The organism is Parasaccharibacter sp. TMW2.1882 (genome assembly GCF_023337635.1).
GTDB classification, from domain to species: domain Bacteria; phylum Pseudomonadota; class Alphaproteobacteria; order Acetobacterales; family Acetobacteraceae; genus Bombella; species Bombella apis.
This window is the reverse complement of record NZ_NWUT01000001.1, coordinates 248,523-266,689: the sequence shown is the minus strand read 5'-3', so window position 1 is coordinate 266,689 and position 18,167 is coordinate 248,523. Positions and strand designations below refer to the sequence as shown.

At 56.2% G+C, this 18,167-nt stretch carries 18 protein-coding genes; 7 read left to right on the top strand and 11 right to left on the bottom strand.

Annotation, left to right across the window (positions count from 1 at the left end):
* Window positions 1-66: 66 nt before the first annotated feature.
* Together CO583_RS01270 and CO583_RS01265 are read right to left on the bottom strand one after the other, a co-directional pair.
* Window positions 67-1,002, bottom strand: a complete 936-nt coding sequence (locus CO583_RS01270; RefSeq protein ID WP_248630576.1) for a hypothetical protein — start codon at window positions 1,000-1,002, stop codon at window positions 67-69.
* Complete coding sequence (locus tag CO583_RS01265) at window positions 995-1,969, bottom strand: diacylglycerol kinase family protein (RefSeq protein WP_086431405.1); 975 nt, start codon at window positions 1,967-1,969, stop codon at window positions 995-997. The genes CO583_RS01270 and CO583_RS01265 overlap by 8 nt, the downstream gene beginning before the upstream one ends.
* Window positions 1,970-2,129: 160 nt before the next feature.
* Between CO583_RS01265 and CO583_RS01260 the strand changes: the two genes are divergently transcribed.
* The 5 genes from CO583_RS01260 to CO583_RS01240 are packed head-to-tail and all read left to right on the top strand — an operon-like array spanning window position 2,130 to window position 6,862.
* Window positions 2,130-3,047, top strand: a complete 918-nt coding sequence (locus CO583_RS01260) for a metallophosphoesterase (RefSeq protein ID WP_086431406.1) — start codon at window positions 2,130-2,132, stop codon at window positions 3,045-3,047.
* On the top strand, window positions 3,041-4,210 hold the full coding sequence (locus CO583_RS01255; RefSeq protein ID WP_081563172.1) for an LptF/LptG family permease: 1,170 nt from the start codon (window positions 3,041-3,043) through the stop codon (window positions 4,208-4,210). The genes CO583_RS01260 and CO583_RS01255 overlap by 7 nt, the downstream gene beginning before the upstream one ends.
* Window positions 4,207-5,307, top strand: coding sequence for an LptF/LptG family permease (locus tag CO583_RS01250; RefSeq protein ID WP_052349056.1), 1,101 nt, complete (start codon window positions 4,207-4,209; stop codon window positions 5,305-5,307). The genes CO583_RS01255 and CO583_RS01250 overlap by 4 nt, the downstream gene beginning before the upstream one ends.
* On the top strand, window positions 5,304-6,110 hold the full coding sequence (locus CO583_RS01245; RefSeq protein ID WP_043560082.1) for a sterol desaturase family protein: 807 nt from the start codon (window positions 5,304-5,306) through the stop codon (window positions 6,108-6,110). The genes CO583_RS01250 and CO583_RS01245 overlap by 4 nt, the downstream gene beginning before the upstream one ends.
* Window positions 6,107-6,862 (top strand): nucleotidyltransferase family protein, encoded by a 756-nt coding sequence (locus tag CO583_RS01240; protein ID WP_154981431.1) that lies wholly within the window; start codon window positions 6,107-6,109, stop codon window positions 6,860-6,862. Before CO583_RS01245 ends, CO583_RS01240 begins: the two co-directional genes overlap by 4 nt.
* Before the next feature lie 53 nt (window positions 6,863-6,915).
* Here the strand turns inward: CO583_RS01240 and CO583_RS01235 are convergent, their stop codons facing one another.
* Window positions 6,916-7,803 (bottom strand): hypothetical protein, encoded by an 888-nt coding sequence (locus tag CO583_RS01235; RefSeq protein ID WP_043560078.1) that lies wholly within the window; start codon window positions 7,801-7,803, stop codon window positions 6,916-6,918.
* Between the two features lie 167 nt (window positions 7,804-7,970).
* Between CO583_RS01235 and CO583_RS01230 the strand changes: the two genes are divergently transcribed.
* Both CO583_RS01230 and CO583_RS01225 read left to right on the top strand, forming a co-directional pair.
* Window positions 7,971-8,777, top strand: a complete 807-nt coding sequence (locus tag CO583_RS01230) for an inositol monophosphatase family protein (RefSeq protein WP_192848220.1) — start codon at window positions 7,971-7,973, stop codon at window positions 8,775-8,777.
* Between the two features lie 49 nt (window positions 8,778-8,826).
* The gene (locus CO583_RS01225; RefSeq protein ID WP_052349055.1) at window positions 8,827-9,528 is read left to right on the top strand and encodes a lipid-binding SYLF domain-containing protein; all 702 of its coding nucleotides are present in this window, start codon (window positions 8,827-8,829) and stop codon (window positions 9,526-9,528) included.
* A gap of 99 nt (window positions 9,529-9,627) precedes the next feature.
* Here the strand turns inward: CO583_RS01225 and mltG are convergent, their stop codons facing one another.
* From mltG to CO583_RS01185, 8 genes are all read right to left on the bottom strand, one after another.
* Complete coding sequence (mltG, locus tag CO583_RS01220) at window positions 9,628-10,698, bottom strand: endolytic transglycosylase MltG (RefSeq protein ID WP_248630489.1); 1,071 nt, start codon at window positions 10,696-10,698, stop codon at window positions 9,628-9,630.
* Between the two features lie 43 nt (window positions 10,699-10,741).
* Window positions 10,742-12,025 carry a beta-ketoacyl-ACP synthase II gene (gene fabF, locus CO583_RS01215; protein WP_043560074.1) on the bottom strand — a complete coding sequence of 428 codons (1,284 nt, stop codon included), beginning with the start codon at window positions 12,023-12,025 and terminating at the stop codon, window positions 10,742-10,744.
* A 127-nt stretch (window positions 12,026-12,152) separates the two neighbouring features.
* On the bottom strand, window positions 12,153-12,395 hold the full coding sequence (locus CO583_RS01210) for an acyl carrier protein (RefSeq protein ID WP_043560073.1): 243 nt from the start codon (window positions 12,393-12,395) through the stop codon (window positions 12,153-12,155).
* Window positions 12,396-12,558: 163 nt separating this feature from the next.
* Window positions 12,559-13,302 carry a 3-oxoacyl-[acyl-carrier-protein] reductase gene (fabG, locus tag CO583_RS01205; RefSeq protein ID WP_043560072.1) on the bottom strand — a complete coding sequence of 248 codons (744 nt, stop codon included), beginning with the start codon at window positions 13,300-13,302 and terminating at the stop codon, window positions 12,559-12,561.
* Between the two features lie 13 nt (window positions 13,303-13,315).
* Window positions 13,316-14,260 carry an ACP S-malonyltransferase gene (gene fabD, locus CO583_RS01200; RefSeq protein ID WP_043560071.1) on the bottom strand — a complete coding sequence of 315 codons (945 nt, stop codon included), beginning with the start codon at window positions 14,258-14,260 and terminating at the stop codon, window positions 13,316-13,318.
* A gap of 48 nt (window positions 14,261-14,308) precedes the next feature.
* Entirely contained in the window at window positions 14,309-15,034 is a 726-nt protein-coding gene (locus CO583_RS01195) for a glycine betaine ABC transporter substrate-binding protein (protein WP_043560070.1), read from the bottom strand.
* A 122-nt stretch (window positions 15,035-15,156) separates the two neighbouring features.
* Window positions 15,157-17,250, bottom strand: a complete 2,094-nt coding sequence (locus CO583_RS01190; RefSeq protein WP_248630490.1) for a M13 family metallopeptidase — start codon at window positions 17,248-17,250, stop codon at window positions 15,157-15,159.
* Between the two features lie 37 nt (window positions 17,251-17,287).
* Window positions 17,288-18,112: an acyl-ACP desaturase gene (locus tag CO583_RS01185; protein WP_043561201.1), complete on the bottom strand. Its 825-nt coding sequence runs from the start codon at window positions 18,110-18,112 to the stop codon at window positions 17,288-17,290.
* Between the last annotated feature and the right edge of the window lie 55 nt (window positions 18,113-18,167).

Below are 18,167 nucleotides of genomic sequence, written 5' to 3'. Positions count from 1 at the left end.
CCAAAGCAGGATCATGATTCCGCTTTGGGGGCTTTTCTTTTGATAAGCATCCCCATCAGGCCGTTGTCATGATCTCCCTGACCGGAGATGCCGGGCCCGCCAAAGAAAAAGCGGCAGGGTCCAAATAGGGTGCCTTTTCTCAAAAGCCGATACGTGGATCGTCTGTCCCGTGTGCCTCTGTATTTTCCACAGCAGGTAGCTCACCCCATCCCTGAACGTAAACGCTGCCTTGATGAGACGTGCCACGTTCAACGGCTTCCCAAAGGCTTTCACCCTTCCCCAGTCCCGTGTTGCCTTGTCTCTCGCTGAAGCCGTAAGCTGGGGAAGCAGAACGTCTCCCTGCGCAGCATAGCTCAGGGAGGCCTGCCTCCAGGCTGCTTTCAGCAGGATTTCGTATCGCTCTTCTCTTCCTGCCAGAAGGTTGTGACTGCGTCCCTTCTTTTCCACACGCAGCTCGGCAGCATAGGTATGGGCAAACAGATCGTGCCAGTATACGTCCGCCCTGCCCTGCTCAGGTCCCAGCAAGGCCGCCCAGCAGGATGCCGTAATCACACATTGGCTAATGGCCTGTAAAAGACGATCAGCACTTCCAGCATCACGTACCCAGACCAGACGCACCGGCTGGCAGAAGCGGGCCCATATGGTCGTATCCACTGTAAAAAGCGTACTGCGCCCGAGAAACTGCGCTATGGACAGAAAGGCAACTTTTGCCCGTATGGTCCGCCCCTCTACCTCATGTTCCATGTAATAGACATTGGGGGGAAGAAGACGATTGGCCATACGGGCCAAGGCATGTCCACCCAGACTTTCCGGCCGGTCTGTGATGACATAGAAATCAACGATCCCCTCGGGATCAACCTTGCGGAGAACCGATCCATAAAATAGGACACCGAGCGGCGGCCTGCGCAGCCGGCTGGCAACAGCCTCTGCAAACTGGGCGAGCTCTCCAGCTACGGGCGTTGTCAGCTCATTGATGAGCGTCTTCCTGATGATGTCAGACATGGACAAACCGAAAGGCCGGTCCTTCTTCCAGTTTCAGGCGGCCACCGGCAGAAACTGGAAAGACCTCACCATCCAGAACAAAATCACTGTCTGTTTCAAGCTGCATCGCCCGGGCAGTAGCGCTCGTGTAATCCTTGTGTGCCCGCAGCCATTCCGGTGCCCGCCCCCTCAGAAGGTTGAAACAGGCCTTCGGCAACGCCTCAGGAAACGCATGGACATCAAGAAAATGGAACCCGTCCCTACTGGTATCTTCATTCCAGAATGGCCAGATGCCATGAGACAGTTTTTCCAGCGCTGTCGTCATGAAAAGGAAGCTGCGCCCCTCCCTGCCTGGCACAGGCAATCCCGTTCCCTCTGCCGACCAGGAGAGCCTGTCCCCATTCATCCAGGAATGGCGGCTGCGACGGAAAAGAAGGCTCGCCATGCTGCTGAAGAGCGTAAAGAAAACAGCAAGATCATGCGGAGCAAATTTCAGGACATTCGGCGAATGAGCGATACGGACAGCTCTGGCATATCCCGTACAGCCACCAAACATGCCCAGTACCGAAGGCCGTTCTCCATCCGGCCAGGACAATCTTATGGGCGTCCTAATACAGCTTTTCAGCCCTTCAGGGCGCAACAGACGATCAATGGCGGCCTCGCCATGCAGGCCGAACCCGACATCACCGGCTATGAGATTGGTATTGCCGGAAGGCAGAATGGCCACGGACGGCAGGGGACAGTCATGATAGACAGAAGCAATCGCTGTCAGACAGGCACTGACCGTACCATCCCCCCCACTGATGGCAATCAGATCCACACCCCGGCTTTTCAGTTCAGTCAGATGCGCAGGGAGATGGCTGTCATTTAAAGCAGATACGCAGAAATCCCCCATTTTTTGCCGTGCCATTCGCACGAACTGCCCTTTGTCCTGAGCATTTTTGCGGCTGTTGGGGTTATGTATCAGGGCCGATTGTACGACATTCATCAATTTCTGCATCTATCCACCACGCATCCGCCCAGAAACATAAAAAAGCCAGGCTATTTCATACGCTGGCCGAACCCCTTTAACATGGCTATGCTAAGGGGGCCAGCAAGGAGTTTTTCTCCTGAGAGATCACCCGCCCCTTCATGGATATGGTGCAACAATGCTTTCCGACCCGTCCGCCACTGCATCTTCCCGGCGTGACCTTTCTGTCTGTCTGGCCCATATGTCAGACCCGCATCTGCCTCCCCCCACCATCGCATGGTCTGCCTTCCTCAACAAACGTCTGCTCAGCCGCATTCTCTGGGTCAGCAGACGGAAGCATGTCCTGCTGCCATCCGTCACAGCCGAGCTGCTCGAAAACATCGCCTCCCACAAGGAACTTTCTGCCCTGCTCATCAGCGGCGACATAACAAATTTCGGCACGAAGGAAGAATATCGTCAGGCGGCTGCCTGGCTGTCCACCTTGCCTCTCACTCCCGTCGTCGTGCCAGGCAACCATGACTTCATGGCGCCCATTTCTTACAGGAACAGCCTAGCACAGTGGGAAACGTGGTCCGACAGTGCCTTTCCTTTTGTCCGTTTTTTCGGAAGGGTCGCCGTCATCGGGCTCAACTCCGCCCTGCCAACCCCTCCTTTTACCGCCTACGGACGCATCGACAGGAAACAGCGCCAAAAACTGGCAAGCCTTCTTGCGAAATTGGGTGAAGAAGGATACTGCCGGGTTGTCATGCTTCATCATCCCCCTCGCAAAAAGCTGCTGCCTTTCAGGAAATCCCTGATCAACACGCCAGCCCTGTCCAGCCTCCTGCGTCGCCATGGAGCAGAACTGGTCCTGCACGGACACTCTCACGATGCAACCATAACCACCGTCGAGGGGACAGACATACCCCTTCTGGGGGTCGGCGCTGCGGCCATGAACAGCCAGAATCCCGAGCGCAGGGCCTCATGGAACCATCTTACCTTTACCCCGCATGAAGAAGGATGGCAGATCAGGCTCATCCGCCGAGACCACACGGGGCACCCCTTTTCCCACATGGAATGGTTCTCCAGCATTTCGGCAAGGCAGCCTGCATGTTGATACGAAGTACCCTGCCAACACTGGATCGCTACCTGCTGAAGCAGCTGATTCCCCCCTTCACGATTGCATTGGGGACGATGCTTGTTGCCCTGCTGCTGGAGCGACTGCTGACGCTGTTCAACCATCTGGCCAGCAGCGGCAGCTCCATTGCCACACTGATCACGCTTCTCAGCGATCTCCTGCCCCATTATATGGGACTGGCGCTACCGGCTGCCCTCTGCATCGCAATCTTCATGACCGTCAACCGGATGAGCGATCACAACGAGATTGACGTGCTGTGTGCCGGCCATATTTCCCTGCTGCGCATCAGCCAGCCTTACATCAAGGTCGGGGCCATATTGGCCACCCTCAGCCTGCTCCTGTACGGCTACATTCAACCGATTGCCCGATATGACTACCGGGAAGGATTCTATTTCGCCAAACATACGGGCTGGGCACCCCACCTTCAGTCTGGCATGTTCGCCTCAACATCTTCCACCACCATGCTGACAGCAGACCGTGTCGACCATGGTGGGGCCCGTCTGAAAAACATCTTCATCCGCAATCTGAAGGATAATGGGAAAGCTGAGCTCATCACGGCTCCCAGAGGGCTGCTGACCATTTCTGAGCGGGACCAGGCCACCCAGCTCGACCTCTGGGATGGGCAGGTCATTCACGTTAACACACCAGATGTGCCTGACGACCATGCTACCGTTACCCATTTTGAACATATAGCCCGTGTCATCGAACGCAGCAAAAGCCGAAAAGCTTTTCGATCCCGTGGTGATGATGAACGGGAAATGACCACACCCGAGCTGTTCCAGGCCCTCCGCCACGGCTCCCCACGCATTTCCTACATCGTGCTCCGCTCCGAAATGGATTTCCGTCTGGCACGGGCCATCAGCATCATGTTCATTCCACTGCTTGCCATCGCTTTCGCCATCGGGCGCAAGCGTCGCCGATCCGTGGTCGGGCAGATCATGCTCGCCATCATTCTGGTCGGCTTCAATGAGGTTCTCCTTTTTGGGCACAGCATGGCCACAAATGGAAAAGCCTCCGTCTGGCTGACGATCTGGGTTCCCGAATTCCTCTTCTGCATTGGCTGCACAGCAGCCCTGCTGGCACGCTCCCAGGTCTCCTGGCGTCACAGAAAACCGGTACTCCTGAACAGGACGTCACCATGAGAGTCCTGCCCTCCAATCCCACCCTGCTTCAGGTCTTTCTCAAGCCGCTTCTGACAAAGATTCTCCTATGCTGTGGCGTGCTGACAGCCCTGCTCGAGATTCTTGCCCTGCTGGATGATGCCTCCACCATTCTGGACAGGCATCTGGGGATTAGTGGCCTGTTCCGATACATAGGCCTGCACCTGCCAACACTCATCGTTGAAATCATGCCCCTCTCGGTCATGATCGGGGGCCTGTTCACGCTGCTTCAGATGGCACTCTCCAGCGAGATTGCCGTGCTGCGGGCAGCCGGGCTCTCTACCCTCAACATGTTCCGCTACCTTCTGCCCATTCCACTCCTGCTTGGCGTCATCTGCATGGCCGTGCAACTATGGGTCATTCCCCCCTGTGAGCAGGAACTCAACCGCTGGTGGAACGAAGGCGCAACGCAGGCCAATGCCACTGACGATCTACACAGCCTGTGGTTCCGCCTCGGAACAGACATCATCCATGTTGAAACCATCAGCCATGGTGGAAGAAACCTTTCCAAGGTCATCTTCTACCGTCGTCAGGCCGAGAACGGAAACCTGACCGCAGCCCAGTATTATGAAAATCTGGTCCATGAAGGAGGACACTGGGTCAACCATGGCATCGCCAGGCAGCTGACCGTTTCCAACGAACAGACACAGGTTCAGCTGAGCAGCGAACCGCCCCCTCCCACCCTGACGGCATCCCCGCAGGAGATCATCAACATGACATTGCAGGGCGTGTATTATACCCCGCATCAGTTCTGGAAAATTTTCTCGGGAAAAGTGCCATCCAATTTACCTAGGTCAAATTATCTGATGGCATTATATGCTACACTGATGCTGCCGGTGCAGATGGCAGTGATGCTTCTCATCACTCTGCCCATCACCTACATTCCGCCGCGTGCGGGATTGCGGAACCCGTTGCCGGTGTACGTGATGGCGGCTGGTCTGGGAGTGGTCATTCTACAGGGCATGATCTCGGCTCTGGGAAATTCAGGTTCCCTTCCCATATTAATCGCTATAAGTTCGGGCCAGATCGTGGCAGCCCTGTTTGGTCTGGCATGGATACTGCGGATGGAGGAAAAATGAGTACGTTCAAACAATTTTTCCAGGGCACGACTCTCATGCAGAAAGGCAGGAGTTATGATCTGGGAAAAATGAATCTTTCGCAGTTATGGGCGGCTTACCTTACCTATCCGACAATCCTGCTCTATTTTGCCCTGATTATCGGTACGGCCATACTTAGCCTGTATCTGCGTCACAGCTGGTGGGGAGTCCTCATCCCCATTCCCGTCATTGTCGCTGTCTATCCGACAGCCTGGTACATCATCCACCGTTACATCCTGCACGGACGCTGGTTCTACCGGAACCCCATCACAGCCTCCATGTGGAAGCGTATCCATTTTGACCACCACCAGGATCCCCATCTGCTCGAAGTCCTGTTCGGCTCTCCTCTGAACACAGTTCCGACCATGATGGTCATCACCATGCCCATAGGCTGGCTGATTGGCGGCTGGGGTGGAGCTTTTTCAGCACTCTCCACAGCGCTGGTCATGACCTGCATCTATGAATTTTTCCACTGCATCCAGCATCTGGCCTACAAACCCCGCTGGCAGTGGGTGGTGTACATCAAGCAGCTCCATGTCCTGCACCATTTTCACGATGAAGATGGCAATTACGGCATCACCAACTATCTGCCAGATCGCCTGATGGGTACCTTTTACCGGGCCGCCAAGGAACGCCCCCGCAGCCCGTATGTCTTCAATCTGGGCTACACGGTCGAAGAGGCAGAGCGTTATCCTTGGGTCATGCGGCGGACAGGTGCCCCTCCCCGTGACCGGCCGGACCCTGCCCGTGCTCCCAAGAACGAAGAACTTTCCAAGAGCGCATGAACATTCCAGTCCTGATACTGGCCGGGTCGCGTGACGGCGAGCGTGACCCTCTGGCCCGCATGGGGCAGGTATCTCACAAGGCATTGCTGCCCATTGCAAACAGCCCCATGATTGAGCGTGTTCTCCATACGCTTGAACAGGTTCCTGAAATCGGGCCAATATGGGTCAGTATCGAACAGCCCGGTCTATTGAGCCATTTGGGGGATCGCATCACTCTTTTGCGGTCTGCCCCCTCTCCAAGCGAAAGTGTTGCCCAGGCACTCGACGCCATCGGCACGCCCTGCCTCGTCACGACGGCAGACCATGCTCTGCTCCGCCCGGAGTGGGTCAGGGAATTCATCGAAAAGAGTCGGACAGCCAATGTCGACCTGACGGCCGGTGTCGCCTTGAAGGAGACAATCCTGCGGGACGTACCCCAGACCAAGCGGACCTACATCCGCTTGGCAGATATTCAGTTTTCAGGCTGCAATCTCTTCTGGCTGGCTACTCCACAGGCGAAAGCCGTAGTTGCGCTCTGGCAGCGTCTTCAGCGTTACCGGAAACAGCCTCTGCGCATGGCCATGATTCTGGGGCTGCCGACCATTCTGCGTACCCTTACGCGCACGCTCAGTTCCCACAGGCTTGAAGAACGCATACATGCCCTCACGGGCGCCAGAATACGACTTATCCCTCTCTCTGACGGCCGGGCTGCTGTCGATGTTGACAAACCCGCTGACGCAGCTCTCGCAGAGCAGTTGCTGAGTCATCCCTGACATTTCCCTTCATGTCGCCCCATTCTGACAACGGCATGAAGAGAAACACGATCTTACTTCAAAATCTGTCTCTTGATATTGAAGAGAAGAGGTCCCAGTCCGCGGCGTATTTTCTTGAAATCCGCCAGCGTTACATCTCCAGCGGCAGAAAGAGTATGCATGCCGTCTGGATAGTCCCTGATTTCCGGCAGATGCACTGGGACAGAATCTCCCCCGCAAATTGACGGCCTCCCCTTACCAAAGCCACTGATCCGAAGCAGACGGATGCCACCGCCATATGTCTCCGAACAATCCTGCACTGGCAGGAACACTTCATCGCCCTCAACAAACGGCGTCCCTCCCGGACGGGCACCGCTGCGGTCAATCAGAAAATGCCCCATATCGCACCATGGGCCTGTCAGCTCTTCTGCAAGAGCAATGTGCAATGTGCTCTGCCGTGCCTGTTTAGGGGCAGGTGGTGTCCAGAACAGCCACCAGCGTCCAGCATAATGAAGTGGGGTGGCGTCAATCGCTCCAATGGGGAAGTCGAACATGGGCACACGCTGCCACTCATAGGGAAAGGATGTTGCCTTGTAGAGTGTCAGACGCCCGGACTTGTAGGCCTCCGGCAGCATGTAGGTCACTCCCTCGTGCCGGAACACATAGGGATAAGAGAGATGCCAATCCTCACTCAGGACACAGCGACGCTCCTGCAGGGCGAAGGACTCATCGTAAATGAGAACCTCAATGACACCCTTGGCCTGGCTGTAATCATAATACTCAGCAAAAACATGCAAGCGTCCCCCGTCCCACAGACCAAAAGGATCTGCAAGAAACCCATCCTTTCCACAGGACGGCAGGAACGTCATGTCTATGTCGTCCAGACTGTTCTGCCGGATAACCTGCTCAAAAGGAGCATGAAGAATGGCCGAACGCCAATAGTCCATTTTAAACAGCTTCATCTCTTATCATCCTACGGATACATGCTCATAAAATCATCTTCCACCATACAGAGCTGCCCTCTCCAGTGGAAGAGCTACTGTTCCTCTGGAATGGCTGACAGCCGGAGCATCTTCCTGTACTTTTCTGCCCCGGACACGTCGCAGCTGCCATATTCAAGGATTCATGAATGCCCATCACATACGATACGGATACCGCCATCGACATCCGCTTTCATGCGGCCTGTTCCATCATCAAGGAAGCTGCGGCCCTTGCCCTGAACATGCAGCCTGCCCCCGGTAAGCCAGCCGCTGATCTCAAGGGCCATCAGGACTACGTGACTGAAGCAGACAGGACCGTGGAACAGTTTGTCACGGCCCGTCTGGGAGCCCTCTTCCCCGAGGATGCCTTTCTGGGAGAAGAGCATGGCGGCAGCTCATCCGGGCTCTTCCGATGGGTCATAGACCCTATTGATGGCACATCCAATTATGCCAGAGGCCGTAATCGCTGGTGCATTTCTCTAGGCCTCATGCACCGGAATGTCCCGGTGGCAGGTATCATAGAAGCTCCAGCCATCCGGGAAAGCTTTACGGCAAGAAAGGGAAAAGGCGCCTTCCTCAATGGAGCCCCCATCAAGGCATCAACAACCGACAAGATGAATGAAGCCATGGTGGAAATTGGCTGGTCACCCTACGTCCCCGAAGGCTGGTACCCCGAAAAGATGCAGGCCCTTTTGCACAAGGGGGTCATGCCACGGTCGCTGGGGTCTGGCGCCCTCGCTCTGGCTGACGTTGCCTGTGGTCGCTCGGATGGTTATCACGAATACGTCATCTTCCTCTGGGATGTTGCTGCGGCCCTGGTCCTTCTTGATGAAGCTGGAGCCCACGTGTCACCTTTCCTGAAAATGGGCGGCCTGACGCAGCGTACGACCATCCTCGCCTGTGCCCCGCTGGTTGCGGCAACCCTCTCGAAGACACTAGGCGTTACACTAGATTAAGTTTATAGTTCCAACGTGCATCCGTTTTCAGCCTACAGAGAGGTTTCCGATGTCCAAGTCATTTTCCTACATCTCACGGACTGTTTCCATTGCTGCGGGTGTTGGCATGCTCGCCATGAGCGCCTGCGCCGGTGACGCAGCCGCTGCCAAGATTTCCAAACAGCAGGTTCTCGTAAACAAGGCTACATTCGCCGTGCAGTCCGCTCTGCTTGACTCCAAAGTCAAGGAAAAGACGGCCCATGTACTTGGCGAGACAAAAGCCGTCGTGATCTGTCCCGACGTCACGAAGATGTCTCTCATCGTTGGTGGTACCGGTGGGCGTTGCGTCCTGCTGGCCCGTGGTGCCAACAATTCCTGGTCTGACCCGGCTTTCTATAACCTGAGCGCAGGCTCCTTTGGTCTTCAGGCTGGTTATCAGCACAGCCAGCTTTTCTTCTTCATCACGTCCCAGAAAGCACTCCTGAACCTGATGGATCACGAGTTCAGCTTTGACGCCAGTGCCGATGCTGCTTTTGGCAATGACAGCAGCAGCACGCAGAACACCCCCAAGGAAGTCTATGCCATGCAGAAGATGAAGGGGGTTTTTGCTGGTGTGTCCCTCGGCAGCAGCAAGCTGAAACCCGATAGTGAGGCGAACCGTTCCTATTACCATCAGGTCGTCGGGCCGGAAGACATCGTCGTGCGGATGCAGGTCAACAACAAGTCAGCCGATGCGCTGCGTCGTGTCGTCATGAAGGCCTTCAACCAGTAAGATTGAGGCAGATCATACGGTCTTCTCACAGATGGGGGCATTATCCAGAAGTGGATAATGCCCCTTCTTCTTTTCAGGTATCCCGCTGCACAGGAAAAATTACTGGGCTGCCGCTTTTTTCATACGGCGATAGGCACGGACGTTATCCGTCTGTTCGGCAAGGGTATGGGCAAAATTATGCCCCCCATGTCCTGTTGCGACAAAATACAGCGCATTACCCGAAGCGGGATGAGCTGCTGCCTCCAACGACTCACGACCGGGCGAACAGATAGGCCCCGGAGGCAGACCCGGATGAAGATAACTGTTGTAGGGGCTTTCTGTCTGCAGGTCCTCATGCGTCAAGGGGCGAGGCAGCACCCCATCTCCATCGCTCAACCCATAAATGACAGTCGGATCTGTCTGAAGCTTCATTCCCTGTTTCAGACGGTTCAGGAAGACCCGGGCGATCTGTGGTCTCTCCTCTGCCAAAGACGTCTCCCTTTCCACAAGCGAAGCCAGAATCAGAAGCTGTTCTGGTGTGGTTATGACACCCTGCAAGGCTGCTTGATCCCGCTGATCCCAGATCGCCTGAAGCGTCTTACCCATCAATTCTGTCATGTGATGCAGAAGTGCCTGTCGCTCCATGCCCCAGACATAAAAGAACGTCTGAGGTGCCACCTGCCCCTCCCCTATGGTGGGAAGGTCTCCTTGCAACGCAGGTGCCTGCATCAGTAATGTCCTGATGCGCTTTGCTGTCAGGCCCTCCGCTACGGTCAAACTGTGCGTGACAGGATGCCCATGACGGAGAATCTCAAGACTGTGAGCCATGGACACCCGCTCTGGAAACTTCAGTTCCGCTGCGTGAATCGCTCCCTGTGAGCGGGTGGCATACATGGCTACCTTGAAGAACAGGGAAGACACACCACCCCGTGCCAGAATCCCATTTTCCTGAAGGGCTTCAATGACCCGACCAGTGCCCCCCCTTGGGATGACAACCACACGCTCTGTCTGTAAAGGCCCCGGGTCTGTGTAATGGCCATACCCGGCGAAAACGGTTCCACCAGCAGCGGCCAGCAGCAAAGCAAAGACCCGTCCTTTTGTCAGGAGACGGAAACGCTTCCTGGCCCTGCTTCCACTCTCTTCTTCAGGCCCCTGTTTTCTGGAAGTGTCTGATGCAGGTTCCTGTGCCATCGTTTCAGTCTCCAGCGTCGAAAATCTGCATCAGACAGTCAGATCAGCCCCTGAACCGCTTCAGAACAAGGCTGGCGTTGGTCCCACCAAAGCCAAAGCTGTTGGAAAGAGCAACATCCACCTGCTGCTCTTTCGCCTTGTGAGGGATACGGTCCATGGCGCTCTCACTGGACGGTTCATCCAGATTGAGCGTAGGAGGCAGGATACCATCACGCATGGCCTGAAGGCAGAAAATGGCCTCCACGGCGCCAGCGGCACCCAGCAGATGCCCGATCGCCGACTTTGTGGACGACATGCTCGTACCAGCAGCTGCATCACCAAACAGGCGCTCTACAGCCCCGAGTTCCAGATCATCCGCCATTGTGGAGGTCCCATGAGCATTGACATAGCCAATCTCGGCAGGGCTGACCCGGGCATCCTTCAGGGCAGCCTGCATGGCACGGAAGGCCCCTTCATGATTCTCCGCCGGAGCGGTGATGTGATAGGCATCCCCCGAAAGACCATACCCAACGACTTCGCCATAAATCTTGGCACCACGACGCTTTGCATGTTCGTACTCTTCCAGCACTACCACGCCGGCACCCTCACCCATGACAAACCCGTCACGCTGCCTGTCCCACGGGCGGGATGCTGTTGTCGGACTGTCATTGAAACTGGTCGAAAGGGCGCGGGCTGAACAGAAACCGGCAATACCGAGCTCGCAGATGGCCGACTCTGCGCCACCAGCAACCATTACCTTCGCATCGCCATGCTGGATCAGACGGGACGCATCACCGATCGCATGGGTACCGGACGCACAAGCGGTCACCACGGCATGATTCGGCCCCTTGAAACCATAACGGATGGACAAATGCCCCGCCGTGAGATTGATCAGCGATGAAGGAATAAAGAAAGGAGAAAGACGACGTGCCTTGCCTGCTGCCACAGCCAGCGAGTTGTCGTAGATCGTTTTCAGGCCGCCAATGCCAGAACCGATCATGACACCTGTTGCACAACGATCTTCCTCTGATTCCGGCTTCCAGCCTGAATCTTCCACAGCCTGGATACCCGCTGCCAGACCAAGATGGATGAACCGGTCCATCTTTTTCTGTTCCTTGACAGGCACCCAGTCGGAAAGGGTAAGTCCACCCTCTTCCGTTGGTCCGGCTGGGACTTCGCCTGCAATTCTCGCCGGAAGATCAGAAGCATCAAACTGTGTGATCGGACCAATGCCGGATTGAGAGTTGATAAGGCGCTTCCATGTCAGTTCTGCACCAACAGCCAACGGGCTGACTACGCCTATTCCCGTAACGACCACACGTTTTCTGTCCGTTCCAGAGCCGCTCATCGCCGCCTTACCTCACAATTCGTAAATACGCATAAAGCGAAACGGACTTGCTCCGCTTCGCTCTTTCAGAACGGAGCGGACTGATCCCCGACCAGCCCGTCCCGTCATCCAATCCCTACACCGGGAATCAGGCAGCTTTCTGCTTGGTGATATACTCGATGGCATCATTCACAGTAGCAATCTTCTCGGCTGCATCTTCCGGAATCTCGACGGAGAATGCTTCCTCGAAAGCCATGACCAGCTCGACCGTGTCCAGACTGTCAGCGCCCAGATCGTCGATGAAGGAAGCATCCGGCTTCACCTGGCTTTCTTCGACGCCCAAATGCTCGACGACGATCTTCTTCACCTTGTCAGCGATTTCGTTGCTCATCTGCCTTAAATCCTTGCTACCCCTACCGGGTGTTTCTAAGAAAAAAACCTGCCTGCCTGTCAGCTTCGGGACATCGGAATGCCCGGCAATGAAGCCATACTCTGAGCCTTTGCCAGGCCAAGCAGGCCGCGCTTAGCATGTTTTCCTGCAAACGCCAACTTTTTCAGACCATGGCCATCCCACCATTAACATGAAGCGTCGTGCCCGTCACCCATGCGGCCTCGTCCGAAGCAAGATAGACAACGGCTGCAGCAACATCCTCCGGGCGCCCCATACGGCCAAGCGGAATGTTACCCAGCAGCTTCTCCCGTACAGCTTCCGGCAGAACATCGGTCATCGCAGTCTCCACGAAGCCCGGTGCCACAACATTGACCGTCACACCACGGCGGCCTGCTTCCTGGGCCAGAGACTTGCTCATGCCCACCAGACCGGCCTTTGCAGCTGCATAATTGGCCTGCCCCGGATTGCCCGTTGTCCCCACAATGGAAGAAATGGAGATGATACGCCCAGTACGGCGCCGCTGCATCCCTTTCAGCGCAGCACGGGCCAGACGGAACGGACTTTCCAGATCGACTTTGAGCACCTGTGCCCAATCATCATCCTTCATCCGCACGGCCAACGTATCCCGTGTCAGCCCCGCATTGTTGACAAGAATATCCAGAGGCTGCCCTGCCACTTCCTCTGCACGGGCCACCAGAGCATCGGCCTGTGCATCATCCGACAGATTGGCCGTGACGACATGCACACGCTCACCACCCAGAGCCGCTGCCACATCCTGGAGGGCTCCCTCCCGTGTTCCGCTCAGCACGACAGTCGCACCACACTCATGCAGCTGACGGGCAATGGCCGCACCAATACCACCAGAAGCGCCAGTCACCAGAGCCAGCTTACCAGAAAGAGAAAACATCAGGACTACCCCCTTACAGGCTTTTCAGCATTGTTTCGATCTCTGCCGGAGTTCCAGCATGATCAGCCGCCAGATCAGGCACGATGCGACGCGCCAGCCCTGTCAGCACCTTCCCGGCACCCAGCTCATGCTGGCAGGTAACATCCTTGCCCGGCATGGAAAGTACAGTCTCCCGCCAGCGCACACGCCCGGTGATCTGCTGGCCCAGCAAGGTACGGATGTCATCAGGCTGAGAGACTGGTTCTGCCGTCACGTTGGCAATGACAGGAATGGCGGCAGGCCGGAACGCTGCCCCTGCCAGAGCCTCTTCCATCTCGGCGGCAGCCGGTGCCATCAGAGAAGAATGGAACGGGGCTGATACGGGCAGCTTCACCACACGGCGGATGCCTCTGTCCTTTGCCGCTGCCATGGCACGGTCCACCGCTGCCATATGCCCCGAAATGACGATCTGCCCACCACCATTGTCATTGGCGATTTCCAGAACATCACCTTCCGCACAGTCTGCACAGATCTCCTGCGCCACATCCGGCTCAACACCCAGAATGGCCGCCATGCCTCCCTGCCCTGCAGGCACGGCACGCTGCATCGCCTGGCCCCGCAGGCGGAGAAGGCGGGCACCCTCGGCAATCCCCATGACACCAGCTGCTGTCAGGGCAGCATATTCTCCCAGGGAATGGCCTGCCAGAAGCGTGGCTTTCTCTTTCAGGGCAAAGCCCCCTTCATGTTCCAGCACCCGCACGGTCGCCATGGAAACTGCAAAAAGAGCCGGCTGGGTGTTCTCCGTTGCCGTCAGCTCGGCGGGATCCCCCTCAAAAATCAGCCGGGAAAGATTGGCCCCAAGAGCTTCATCCACCTCTTCAAACACGGCACGGGCAACAGGGAATGCCTTGTACAACTCCAGCCCCATCCCGACAGACTGGCTGCCCTGACCAGGAAACACAAACGCATGACGAGCCATGCAAACACCTCCAGCTTTCAGTTTATCAACGGTGATGACAAAAGAACGTCAGCGGGGAATCAACCGCCCGCGCTGCCATGATTCCGCAGCGTCTCCGGGGCCCATTCCATCAATGCTTACGGCGTAGTCAAGAGCGCTCATGACCTTGTTGCTCAGCATCATGATGGACAGCTCATCCAGCATGTCTTCATCCACCTCCGCACGAAGCCCCTTGCGCAGAACAAGCCGGGCCGTCTGCACCTCGCCAGCAAGCAGGTCTCCATCAGGAAGACCCTCCAGCATCTCGACATGGAAAACGGCATGAGGCTGCCAGACAGCGACCAGAGGACAATCCCCTGCCTCTTCCGCCTGCTTCAACCGCGGGAAGACCTCTTCCGGCGCAACAACTTCAAGAGGGAGCTCCTTGAGGGCAGGACGCTGCTCAAAAGCTTTCTCCACAAACGGGCGTGCCTCGGCCGTGGTGAGAAGGGAGGTAAAGTCTGCAGCCTTCCAGCCAGCACCCTTCCCTGATTTTTTAAGGGCGGAAAACTGAAGTTCAGGATGATACAGGCTACCAATGGCTTCATGCCCATGAGACAGAATGACCTCATCCTGCGGGAACCATGCCGACACGAGAATATCGACCTCGCCATCGTCCAAAGCCTGTAAACGTTCATCCCGGCTCAGATCAGCATAGGCGACTTCCTCACCATTCGCCTCGATGACACGGGCCACGCCACTGGCACAGGCGGCATGCAACGCCGTGTAAAGATGACCAATAGTGAGATATGACATGAAACAGCCCCGCATGATGAAGAAACAGACCCGGGATAGCCATAGCCCGGCCGTTTGTGAAGCCCCGCCCCCATTTTTCCCTCAGGCAGGGGCTGGCTTCGCAGGACGATGGTCTGCTCCTGTTACCATATCTTGACCCGCTGCTCCGGCGGCAGATACAGCCTGTCTCCCGCTTTCACACCGAACACCTGATACCAGAGATCGATATTGTGAACCGGCATGTTCACCCGGCTGGCAGCTGGAGCATGCTCGTTGGAAAGAACCTGCCGTTTCAGGGCATCTGGCCTGTCCTTCTCACGCCAGACCTGCGCCCAGCCGAGAAACACTCTCTGGTCTCCCGTCCAGCCATGAAGAGGTGCCTCCGTCCGACCATGAAGGCTGTCATGATAGGCCTGCACCGCCAGATTCAGCCCCCCAAGGTCAGCAATATTTTCCCCCATGGTCATCCTGCCATTCACATGCAGGCCGGGAAAAACTTCCTCGGCATCATACTGGGCACCGAGTCTTTTCGCTCTTTCCTCAAAAGCCTGGGAAGACCGGCTGCTCCACCAGTCATGCAGGCGACCATGCTCATCATAATGACGGCCCTGATCATCAAAACCATGGCTCATCTCATGACCAATGACCCCGCCAATGCCGCCATAATTAACGGCCATATCACCCGTGGGGTCAAAGAATGGCGGCTGGAGAATGGCCGCAGGGAAAACGATCTCGTTCTTTACCGGGTCATTATAGGCATTCACTGTCTGAGGCGTCATGTCCCATTCGTCCCGGTCCACGGGACGGTCGAGCTGGTCCAGACGATGATGCCAGTTGAAAGCGATGCCACGTGAGGCATTGCCATAGACATCGCCCGGGCGAATATCCAGTGCGGAGTAATCCCACCATTTGTGGGGATAGCCCACCTGCATGGCAAAATGATCCAGCTTGACGAGCGCCGCCTGACGGGTCGGAGCATCCATCCATTCATTATGCTCCAGCCGCCAGCGGAAGGCCTTCTTCAGCTCCTGGACCAGCCCGGTGATCCGATCCTTCGCCTCAGGCGGGAAATAATGTTCTACATAGAGGCGCCCCAGCGCCCAGCCCATGGCCGTATTCGTAGCACGGACAGCACGCTTCCAGCGGTCGGGCTGGCGCTTCATGCCCATCAGAACCCGACCATTGAAATCAAAAGACGCATCTGAAAACTCACGAGAGAGATATGGCGCTGCATTGTCGGCCAGATGAAAAGACAGCCAAGCCTTGACCGTCCTCCTGTCAGCCCCGGCAATGATCCGGGCCATCTCCGCAATGGATTCCGGTTCACGCACATCGATCACACGCTCCATCAGACCTGCCTCTGGCACCCCCATGGTCCGCAGGTAAGTGACCCAATCCACATCGGGCGCCAGACCAACCAGCTCTTTTACCATCATCGGATTGAACATCTTCACGGGGTCCCGTGTCTGATCACGGGGTGTTTCCACCTTCGCCAGTGCCGTTTCCAGAGCCACAACAGCTGAGGCGTCATTGTCCGGATCAGGCCAGTCCAGCAGTTCCAACATTCTGGCAACATGAGCCCGGTAGGCATTTTTCTGCGGGGCCAGGGCAGGATTGCTGTAATAGCTGATGTCAGGCAGCCCAAGACCGCCACTGATGCCAATACTCATGCCCTGATCCAGCATCAGCATGTACTGTATCGGATCCTTCTGGTTCTGTTCAATATCCAGAGCAAAAGGGCTGTACATGAGGGAGCTGGCCGAAAGACCGAACAGACGGGCCAAGGATGCCCTGTCATTCATCTCCCGTATCTGGCCCAGCTCCACCTCAAGCGGATCGCCACCTTTGGCATCAACAGTCTTCTGATCGAGAAAGCTGCTATAAAAGGTTGCCAGCTTGCTGCGTTCGTCTCCCACCTCCGCATACGGTAGCAAGGCCTCCAGAAGCGCTTTCTGCCTTACCTGAGACAGTTCAGCGAGAATATGGAAAGGCCCGTAACTGCTCATGTCGTCAGGAATCTTCAGCTGACCGATATAATGGCCGTTGGCATAGGTAAAGAAATCCTGCCCTGGCGGAGTGGCCGGATCCATTCCTGCCTGATCAAACCCCCAGCCATTCCTGTAGGCCTGAGGCGTCTGGGTCTGTGCGTGGCCAGCTGCCCCTGCGGCAAGCCCGGCCCCGATCACCATGAGCATGCTGCACTGTTTCAGGACGGTACGGAATGATGGAATTTTCATGAAAACATCCATTGTTGAAAAAAAGGTATGAAACAGCTCAGGCCTGCTGAAGCTGACGGGCGAACGACCTCTGCTTCCAAGAGATCAGGGCATGCATCCCCTTCGCAAGCCACCGCTGCATGCGGGAATGGGGTGTCAGGCCCGATGTCTTCAAAATCATGGCCGTGACACGGTCCAGATGCTTCTGCTGGTAGAAGGACAGGGCCCGGGCCATGTAGGCAGCAATACAGTTCTTGTGATCATAAAAACGGAATTTCTCACTGTTCGTGATGTAAAAGGCTGTTGCAAGTTCGTCATCCTCACTTTCCATCACACGGCTCAGGGCAATCCGCAGACGGAACCAGCGCCCCAGCTTCTCACGTTCCAGATAACGATGCATGTTGTCATAAAACAGTTTGAAATGACGGTATTCATCAGCAGCGATCTGCTTGCAGACTGCCTTCAGAACGGGCTCATCCGTAGCGTCAGCCAGTGCCGTATAGAAAGAGGATGTTCCCGTTTCAACCATGCAGCGGGCAATCAGCTCCCCCGTACGAGACCCCCTGATGGATGAGGACACGTCCGTATCTATCCTGTAAGCGTCCCGATATCGCTCAAAAGCTTTGGCGTAATCCCAGTCCGGGTCTGCCAGCATGGCCCATTTCCCAAGGGCATCTCCATGCTGGACCTCTTCTTCCGCCCAGTTCTGTGCGGCATCCCGGAAACCGGAATCGTCATGGAAAACATTCCTGAGGTAACAGGTATAGTCCCGTGCATTCCGCTCCACCACAGAAGCTGCCTTCACGAGGGCAAGGATATCAGGGTTCACCTTCGTCGCGTCAAAGGCGGCCCAGTCCATCTGATCAATCTGCCAATGTTTCATAAAGACACCCTGAATTTTCCGAAATGACGTTAACCCTTCATGCATCTATCATACT